Source organism: Bradyrhizobium sp. WSM2793 (assembly GCF_000379585.1).
Taxonomy (GTDB): domain Bacteria; phylum Pseudomonadota; class Alphaproteobacteria; order Rhizobiales; family Xanthobacteraceae; genus Bradyrhizobium.
Genome location: NZ_KB902788.1, coordinates 121,432 through 130,051, shown reverse-complemented (window position 1 = coordinate 130,051; position 8,620 = coordinate 121,432). Strand labels below are relative to the sequence as shown.

General features: G+C 65.6%; 9 protein-coding genes. 1 reads left to right on the top strand and 8 read right to left on the bottom strand.

The window, feature by feature from the left end; translation table 11 throughout:
* Positions 1-186, top strand: a 186-nt coding sequence (locus tag A3AS_RS0122285; protein ID WP_026202248.1) for a transposase, incomplete at its 5' end; no start/stop codon positions are given.
* 165 nt (positions 187-351) lie between these two features.
* On the opposite strand, the gene A3AS_RS0122280 is transcribed toward A3AS_RS0122285, so the two are convergent.
* The 8 genes from A3AS_RS0122280 to A3AS_RS0122245 all read right to left on the bottom strand — a co-directional run bounded on the left by A3AS_RS0122280 (position 352) and on the right by A3AS_RS0122245 (position 8,263).
* Positions 352-1,521: a Gfo/Idh/MocA family protein gene (locus tag A3AS_RS0122280; protein ID WP_018319776.1), complete on the bottom strand. Its 1,170-nt coding sequence runs from the start codon at positions 1,519-1,521 to the stop codon at positions 352-354.
* Positions 1,522-1,564: 43 nt separating this feature from the next.
* Positions 1,565-1,879, bottom strand: a complete 315-nt coding sequence (locus A3AS_RS0122275; protein ID WP_018319775.1) for a septal ring lytic transglycosylase RlpA family protein — start codon at positions 1,877-1,879, stop codon at positions 1,565-1,567.
* Between the two features lie 93 nt (positions 1,880-1,972).
* On the bottom strand, positions 1,973-2,827 hold the full coding sequence (locus A3AS_RS0122270; RefSeq protein WP_018319774.1) for a CmcJ/NvfI family oxidoreductase: 855 nt from the start codon (positions 2,825-2,827) through the stop codon (positions 1,973-1,975).
* Positions 2,828-3,081: 254 nt separating this feature from the next.
* A complete protein-coding gene (locus tag A3AS_RS0122265) occupies positions 3,082-4,182 on the bottom strand; it encodes an LLM class flavin-dependent oxidoreductase (protein ID WP_018319773.1) in 1,101 nt (366 codons plus the stop codon).
* A 23-nt stretch (positions 4,183-4,205) separates the two neighbouring features.
* Positions 4,206-5,378, bottom strand: a complete 1,173-nt coding sequence (locus A3AS_RS0122260; protein ID WP_018319772.1) for an acyl-CoA dehydrogenase family protein — start codon at positions 5,376-5,378, stop codon at positions 4,206-4,208.
* Positions 5,372-6,169 (bottom strand): ABC transporter ATP-binding protein, encoded by a 798-nt coding sequence (locus tag A3AS_RS0122255; protein WP_018319771.1) that lies wholly within the window; start codon positions 6,167-6,169, stop codon positions 5,372-5,374. Before A3AS_RS0122255 ends, A3AS_RS0122260 begins: the two co-directional genes overlap by 7 nt.
* Entirely contained in the window at positions 6,163-7,185 is a 1,023-nt protein-coding gene (locus A3AS_RS0122250) for an ABC transporter permease (RefSeq protein WP_018319770.1), read from the bottom strand. The genes A3AS_RS0122255 and A3AS_RS0122250 overlap by 7 nt, the downstream gene beginning before the upstream one ends.
* Positions 7,163-8,263, bottom strand: a complete 1,101-nt coding sequence (locus A3AS_RS0122245; protein WP_026202247.1) for an ABC transporter substrate-binding protein — start codon at positions 8,261-8,263, stop codon at positions 7,163-7,165. The genes A3AS_RS0122250 and A3AS_RS0122245 overlap by 23 nt, the downstream gene beginning before the upstream one ends.
* Positions 8,264-8,620: the final 357 nt, after the last annotated feature.

The following is an 8,620-nucleotide window of genomic DNA, read 5'->3' as shown; positions in this document are numbered from 1 at the left end:
AGGCTCAAACGCTACAACCGCCTCATCGCGCGCCGGCGAGCCCAGGTTGAGACCACCTTTGCCACCCTCAAACGCCGGATGCGGCTTACCTGCATTCGCTACGTCGGTCTCGCCAAGGCAAGCGGGCAAGTCCTGCTTGCCTCCATCGCGTTCAACATGAGGCGGTGGGCTGCGATCGCCGCCTGAGACGCCCGCCAAGGGCGCCAACTACAGATCTCGGCCTGACGATCGGCGTCAACACAGCCCTCTCTCCTTACGTCTCCTGCCTCAAAAGGCCGTAGCGCAACAGGCCCACAAGGGGAGAAGGATTGGCAGCCTGCTCGCGGCTAGCTCAGCGAGTTCATCACACTCTCACAACACCACCCTCCGCCCCTCCTCCGCGGCCCAGTACCCTGCGTAGTTCACCTTGATCGTCTCATAGGCCAGCGCGAGGTCGGACAGCGGCTGCCGGCCTGTCGCCACGCATTCCATGAAGTCCTGGATCTCCTGCAGATAGCCGCGCGTCCATTCCTCCTCGAGGCAGACATATTGCCAGCCGGTTTTGCGGTCGACCTTCTCGGTGATGTAGACGCTGGCGAGCTTCTCCTCGGAGGTCTGGTAGCTCATCAGATGATTGTTCGGGGTGATGTTGGCGAACAGCGAGCCGCCCGACGTATATGTCTCGACCAGATTGCGCACGCCGCCCATGATCATGTCGCCGGAGAACACGGTGGCCTTGGTGCCGTCCGAGAACGTCGCCGTCAGCGTGCCCCAATCCTCGACGTCGACGGGATTGGCCTTGATGTAGGTGCGTTCCTCCGGCTTGAGGCCCGCTGTGACGTTGCCGACATCGCCGGTGACGCTGGCGACACGGATGCTCTCACCGCGCGCCTTGGCCTCGACCTGCTTGAGGTAGAGCACGGCGGAGAGCGGATGGCAGCCCATGCGGATCAGCGAGCCGCCGCCCGTCATCGCCCATTGCGCGGCGTGGGCCGCGTGCGAGCCGGAATGGCTCTCCTCGCCCTTCATGAAGAGGATCTTGTCCTTGGTCGCCTTGATGATCTCCGCAGTCTTGGTCACCGCGGGCGCGTAAATCCAGTCTTCGGCATACATGAAGAGCTTTCCGGTGCGCTCGATCGCGGCGCGCGTCTTGTCCATTTCCTCCAGCACGCGCTCATACATCAGCGCCTTCGGCACGTGCTTGCCGATCGGCTGCTTGTCGCCGTCGCGGCCGAAATAGCCGGCGAACGGCTTTTCGCAAATGACATGCTTGCCGGCCTGCATCGCCGCGACGATCATTTCGGCATGAAGGTTGGGCGGGGTGCAGATGTCGACGACCTCGATCTCGCGGTCGGCGATCAGATCGGCAAAGCTGCGATAGACGCGCGGGATGTTGTGACGGCCAGCGAATTCGACGACGTGGTCGCCGCGCGCGGCCACCGCCGCGACCTCGACGTCCACGCCATAGACGCGCCGGAACGCATACATATGCAGCTCCGACACGAAGCCGCAGCCGACGAGTCCGACCCTGATCCCAACCATAGTGCCCCCTTGCTTTGGGCGGCACTATAGCGCGCTGGCCGGCCTATTCCACGGAGACTCGCACCACGCCGGCGCTCATCATGCCGAGCGCGCGGGCGGCCGGCACCGAGAGGTCGACGATACGGCCGCGGATGAAGGGGCCGCGATCGTTGACGCGACACTGGATCGTGCGGCTGCCATAGGAGACCCTCAGCACGCTGCCGAACGGGCGCGTCCGGTGCGCGCAGGTGAGCTCGCCGCCTTTGCCGGCTTTTGCGTAGCCGTAGTACGAGGCGAGCCCGCTTTCGGCATATGCAACAGAAAATGGTGAAAACGAGAAAGTAGCGAGACAAAACAATAGCGTCGGCTGCGCGCGCACGGCACCGCTCCGGGTTGGCCCAAACCCGTCCCGCAAACGTCGATTTGTTCCCTTCAGTTCCTGGAACTGCCGGGACGGATCCCGGCAGCGCCATCAAAGATTGTTACTGTTTGTGAAAACCAGCGTGCGCACCTCGATGCTTTCACGCGGCGCGGCATCGTCAGGCGTGGTCGGATCGACGAAGGCGGTATGCGGCCCGAAGCGGGTGCGGCCGTCGGTGGCGGAATCGTAGCATTTGAGCAGCAGCGCCTCGTCCGGCGTCATCTCCGGAAAATAGAACCAGCGATGATCAGGATTGTATTTCACCGAATAGGTCTCGCCGCGGCGGTTAGGATAGATCAGGTCGGACGCCACGAGATCGCCGGGCGCAACCGTGGTGCCGTCGGCCATCGCCAGCGGTGAATCGCGCAAGGGGCCCCGGATCGGCCGCCAGAGATTGATCACCTGCACGCGGCCCTTCAGCAGCTCCTCGGCTTCATCAGGCAGATGCTCGCGCACGCGGTTGGCGCCGGAGACGGCGGTCTGGTCGACATGAACGCGCGTGGCCGGCTGGCGCGGGCCGCCATCGCGAATGTCGGCCGCGCCTTCGACGCGCTTGCGCACGGTGTGGTCGAAGATGACGACGCGGTCGGCCTTCAGCGTCGCGCGCAGGAACGCCTCGACGGCGGGATAGTAGAGCGCTCTCACCTCCGCCTCGTCGTAGAAGTCTTTCACCTGGGTCGGATGACGCACCAGCGCAAAGCCCTCGCGGTCGAGCGAGAAATTGTTCGCGATCAGCCGCGCATCGAAGATCGGCACCTGATGCGGCTCCGGCAGCGACGTGCTCTTGGGCTCTCCGGCCGGCGGATCGAAGGCGTAGGTGCGCGGTTTTCCCGCGGTCGGCGCGAGATAGTTCAATTCGGCAGTGACGAAGGGAAGCGATTCGATTCTCGTTTCTTGCAGGCCCATGGCCGGTCTCCCGATGTGGTCGTCGGATTGATTTTTGACGGGGTGCGAAGCGGCGCAAGGGAGGCGGTGCAAATAGCAATGGGGATGTTGTCGGCGGCCTGAAGCGCAGAACGAACGTGTCGAGGATGGCGATCGGGTTAGAAGGCGCACCCTCGTTTCACGGATGCTTGAGCGCCCTGTGAGTTCTCGTGCCCCGGACGCAGGGCATCACGCAGCGTTGCACGCTGCACCGCGTCCGGGACACGAGCGGCGGATCATTCCGCGGCCTGGCCGCGAACGGCCTGGCGCCTGGCGACCAGCTCGCGCGTCAGCGGGATCAGCTCGCGGCCATACTCGATCGCGTCGATCAAGGGATCGAATCCGCGGATCAGGAAATGGCTGATGCCGAGATCGTAATAATCGCCGAAGACTTCGGCGACCTGCTCGGGCGTGCCGACCAGCGCGGTGGTGTTGCTGTTGGCGCCGGTGAGCTTTGCGATCTCGGTCCAGAGCCGCTTGTCGATGCGACTGCCCTGGTCGGCGAGCGCGAGCAGGCGCCGCGCGCCGGCAGTGGCGTGGCCGTCGGCGGGCTTACGATAGCCGGTCTTGTCCTGCAGCGCGGTAGCGCGTGCCAGAATCTCCTCCGCTTTTTCCCAGGCCTGCTTCTCGGTCGGGGCAATGATCGGACGCACCGAGAGGCTGAAGCGCGGCGTCGGCCGGCCCTGCCTGATAGCGGCGTTGTGGACGCGCGAGGTCACGTCGCGCACCTGCGCGTAGGATTCGCCCCACAGCGCAAAAGTGTCGGCGTGCTTGCCGGCAACATCGATCGCCGCATCCGAGGCGCCGCCGAAATAGACCCGGATGCCCTCGGGGCGATACGGCTTCACCTGCGAGAACGCATTCTCGACCTGGTAATACCTGCCCTTGTAGGTGAACGGCTTGTCGCTGGTCCATTCCAGCTTGAGGATGTCGAGGAATTCGGAGGTGCGGGCGTAGCGCTCGTCCTTGTCGTCGAGCGTGTTGCCGTCCTGCCTGAGCTCGGTGGCATTGCCGCCGGTGATAACGTGGAGCGCGACGCGACCGCGGGAAAACTGGTCGAGCACCGCGAACTGCCGCGCCAGCAGCGTCGGCGCGGTGAAACCCGGCCGCTGCGCGATCAGCACGTTGAGGCGGGAGGTCACGTTGAGGACGTGCTGCGCCACCTGGAGCGCGTCGGGCGAGGTCGAATGAAATGCCAGCAGCGCGCGGTCGAAGCCGGCATTCTCATGCGCCTTCGCCACTGTCTCGATGTGGGTGGGGTTGAGGACCGGTCCCTCGCGGACGACGGTCTCGGACGAATTGTTGTTGCTGATGAAGCCGATGAACTCGATCGACATGATCCGGTCTCCGTGTTGATGTCCTAGAGGCCCAGTGCGGCGCGGCCGAGGCCGATGCGCGTGGAATCGTCCTGCGGCGTATGCACCCGACCGCACAAGACGTCGCGATAGTGCCGCTCCAGTGGATTGGCGCGGGACAGGCCGTGATTGCCGGTGAGTGACAGTGCATCCTCGACCACGGCGACGGCGTTGTTGGTGACGGTGAGCTTGATCACGTTGGATTCGGCCGCAGAGAGCGCGACGCCGTCGTCGAAATCGCCGGCGAAGGAGGCGATCAGGCGCGCATTGACCGCGAGCCGTGCCTCGATGGCGCCGAGGATCTCCTGTGCGCGGGCCAGGGTCGCGAGCGGCGCGCCGAGGCTGGCGGGAACGCGCCGCTTCAGGAACGTGATCAACCAGTCGCGCGCGGCGCGGGCGACGCCGTCATAGATCGCGGCGACGAAGACCGTGTGGACGGCGGCCTGCGTGACGTCGAGCGTCCGCCAGTCCGCCGGCTTGCGCAGATCGACCTCGGCATCGAGCGGGATCACGACGTCGTCGAAGATGACGTCATGGCTGCCGCTCGCGCGCAGGCCATGGTGATCCCAGGTCTCGACGATGCGCGTGCCCGGCAGGCCCGCCGGCACCAGGAACTGCCCGACGCGCGGCTCGGCCTCATCCGTCCGCGCCCAGACCAGATACCATTTCAGGATCGGCGAGCCTGTCGAATAGATCTTGTGGCCGGAGAGGCGCCAGCCGGTCTCGGTGCGCCGCGCGATCGTCGACGGCAGGCCGCCGCGGGCGGGTGAGCCGAGCTCCGGCTCGACCCGCAGCGCGTTGACCAGCGCGAGGCCCTCGACGCTCTCGCGCGCAAGCTTGCGCGACAGCCGCGCCGGCCAGGTCGGGCTGCGCGCCATGACGAGATGGTTGATGTAGTGCATCGACAGCACCAGCGCGGTCGACGGGTCGGCCTTGCCGATGATGCCGAGGACGCGCGCGGCGTAGCGCGCACCCGCGCCGGCCCCGCCATGGACCGCCGGCACGGTCAGCGACAGCAAGCCCGCCTCGGACAGCGCGCGAAAATTCTCGAACGGGAAGCTGCCGCTGCGGTCATGCTCGGCTGCGCGTGCCGCGAAACCTTCGGCGAGTGCTTCGGCTCGCGCGATGTAGTCGGGCTCGCTCTGGGCCGTGCGCCCTTTGGCTGCGGATGTCACCATGTCGCGTCCAATCCCAGCAGACCGAGGATCTGGCGGCGCAGGTCCGCCAGATAGGGATCGCCGCGATGGCGGGGATAGGGCCGGTCGACGCGGATGTCGGCCTTCACGCGCGCGGGCCGATCGCTGAAGACGATGACGCGATTGGCGAGCACCAACGCCTCCTCAGCATCGTGGGTCACGAGCAGCGTGGTAAAACCCTTGCGCTGCCAGAGCGAGACGAGCTCGGCCTGCATGGTGATGCGGGTCAGGGAGTCGAGTTTTCCGAGCGGCTCGTCGAGGATCAGGATCTTGGGATCGTTGACCAGCGCGCGCGCCAGCGCGACGCGCTGCGCCATGCCGCCGGAGAGCTGGTGCGGAAAGGCGTTGCGGAACGAGGCCAGTCCGACGAGATCGAGCGCGTCGTCGACGCGGTGTCGCTGGCTCTTGAGGATGCCCTGGGCCTCGAGGCCCAGGGCGACGTTGTCCCAGACCGACCGCCAGGGAAACAGGGTCGGATCCTGGAACACGACCACGCGCGAAGGATGCGGGCTTCTGATGCGCTCCTCGTCCTCGCGCAACCTTCCTGCCTTGGGCTTGTCGAGGCCGGCGACCAGCCGCAGCAAGGTCGACTTGCCGCAACCGGAGGGGCCGAGCAGCGCGACGAACTCGCCTGGCTCCACGGAAATGCTGACGTCGCTGAGAACAGGCAGCTCAGTGCCGTCGATGTCGAAGGCGTGGCTGACCTGCTCGATGTCGAGCGCGGCGCCGGCGGCGGGATGCGTAACGGTTTCGGCGAGAGCTGTGGCTACCATTTCACGGTCCCCTTCTGCCAGACCAGCAGCCGATCGCGGATCGCAAACAGCAGCGTGATCGCGCCGGAGCAGAGCAGCGACATCACGATCAGCGCCGCATACATGTTGGCGTAGGCGGCCCAGCCCTGCGCCCATTGCAGGTACCAGCCGAGCCCGGCCTTGACGCCGATCATCTCGGCGACGACGAGCACGGCAAAGGACGAGCCGAGCCCCATGAACAATCCGACGAAGACGTGCGGCAGCGCGGCGGGGATCGCGACCTTCAGCACCAGGAAGGATGGCTTTGCGCCCAGCGTGCGCGCGACGTCGTAATAGGCATTGCTGACGCTCGCGACGCCTGACCAGGTCAGCACGGTGACGGGAAAGCCCGTTGCCAGCGCGATCAGGAAGGTCGAGGCGCTCCAGCTCGACGGGAAGGAGAAGAAGGCGATCGGCAGCCAGGCCGTTGCGGGCAGCGGGCCGATGAAGCGCAGCACCGGATGCACCCAATAGCCGACCGCGCGCGACCAGCCGATCGAGACGCCGGTCAAAAAGCCGACCGTGGCACCGATGAGATAGCCGCCGAGCTGAAGCTTGACCGAGGCGAAGACGCTATCGAGCAATTTTGGCAGATCATCAGTGTAGACCTCGATGATCGATTGCGGCGGCGGGAAGAACGGCAGCGGCAGCCAGGCGAACTTTGCCGTCGCGACCTCCCACAGCGTCAGGAAGCCGCCGAGCGCGACCAGCCAGGGCGCCCGCTTACGCAGGGCCCTGCCCGCCGATCCCAGATAATCGGCACCGACCGTGCCGAACAGCGCGATCGCCGCGATGACGAAGGCGGCGATGCCGAGCGAATGCGTGCGCGACCAATCGCCGACATCCTCCCACCACAGGCAGGACAGGCCGAAGGCGATCCAGGCGATGCTGGCGAGCACGCCGACGCCGGATTCCCTCGCCCAGCTCGCCAGCAGCGGCGTGCGGGAAAGACGCGGCGCACCGGAGGCGAGGCCGTCAGACAGCGAATACGTCGACATAGATGCGCTCCGCGAATTTGGCCGTGTCGGTGCTCGGCTTGAAGACCTGCACGCTCTTGAGATCGTCGGCATAGGCCTTGAGCTCGCGCTTCAGCACGTCGCCGACGGGGTGATGATGGTGGGTATGGTAGCGTACCATGCCCTCGATATCGGCGAGCGTGGCCGCCTTCGGCGCATAGGGCTGAAACGACTTTGCCGCGATCGTCGCATTCTGCGAGCTGAACATCGCGGCATCGAGCAGCGCCTGGGTGATGGCGCGCGCGACCAGCGGTTCCTCCCGCACCAGGCTGCCGCGCAGGCCGAGAATGCAGCAGCTCTTTTCGCGAAATTCGCCGTCGAGATTGGAGGCGACTTCCTTGTACTGGGTGTCCTTGAGCCAGAGATAGGCTAGCGGATCGGAGGACAGGAACGCCTGCACCTCGCCCTTCTCCACGGCGACATTAAGGAGGTTGCCGGGATAGGCGCGCCAGTCGACATCCTTGTTCGGATCGATACCGAGCTTGGCAAGCTGAATGGAGAAGAAGTTCTTGTCGGGACCGGCGAGATCGCCGACCGCGACGATCTTGCCCTTGAGATCGGCGAGCCTGGCGACGCCGGAATCAGCGCGCGACAGCACGCGCATGCAGCCGCCATGGGTGCCGGCGGCGATCTTGACGTCAAAGCCCTGCTCCAGCGGCTTCAGCCAGCGCAGCGCCATGCCGAGACCAGCGTCGCTCTTGCCCGTCGCGATGGCTTCGAGCAGCTGGTCGGTCGAGCCGGAATAGTTGACGAGCTCGACGTCGAGATTGTGCTTCTGGAAGAAGCCATGCTCGATCGCAACAGGCACCGGTGCGAGGCAGACGGCGCCGGCGTTCCACGACAGTTTCAGCTTGCGTGGCGCGCCGGTGAGCGCGGGCGCATCGGACGCCGTCCGGCACAGCGGAAACTCCGAGAAGTCGATGCCGGATGCAATCCCGCGCGGCGCAAAGGCCTGCGCGCCCAGCGCGCCGAGCGGCGCGGCGAAAGCTGCCGCAAGCCCCGCCTGGAGCAGATGGCGCCGGTCGAGCCCCCGTCCGGCGCGCTTGTCGTCTTTGTTCATCAGTCCCCACTCCTGCGCTGGCACGGCTCCGCCATGTGCGCAACGGTTCGCGTTGCGCATGGTCCGTGCGGAGCTGCGTTGAGAGAAAATTATTCCGCCGGCGTTTGTCGCGCCGCGTTGATGCGATGCGCAAATCATGCGGCGCACTCGCCGTATCGTCAATGAAATGGAATTTCGAATGTGATGCGAAGCGAGGTCATTCTCTCCATCGGCGCGCGCGGGAACGATGAAACGATTTTCGCGAATGCGGTTGCTCCCGACGATCGCCACGAGCGCGCATCTGCTTGGATCCCGTGCATCCTTCTCTCGCAAGACCGTCGTGTTCTCGCGCGCAAGGATTCAATGAAACGTCCTTGC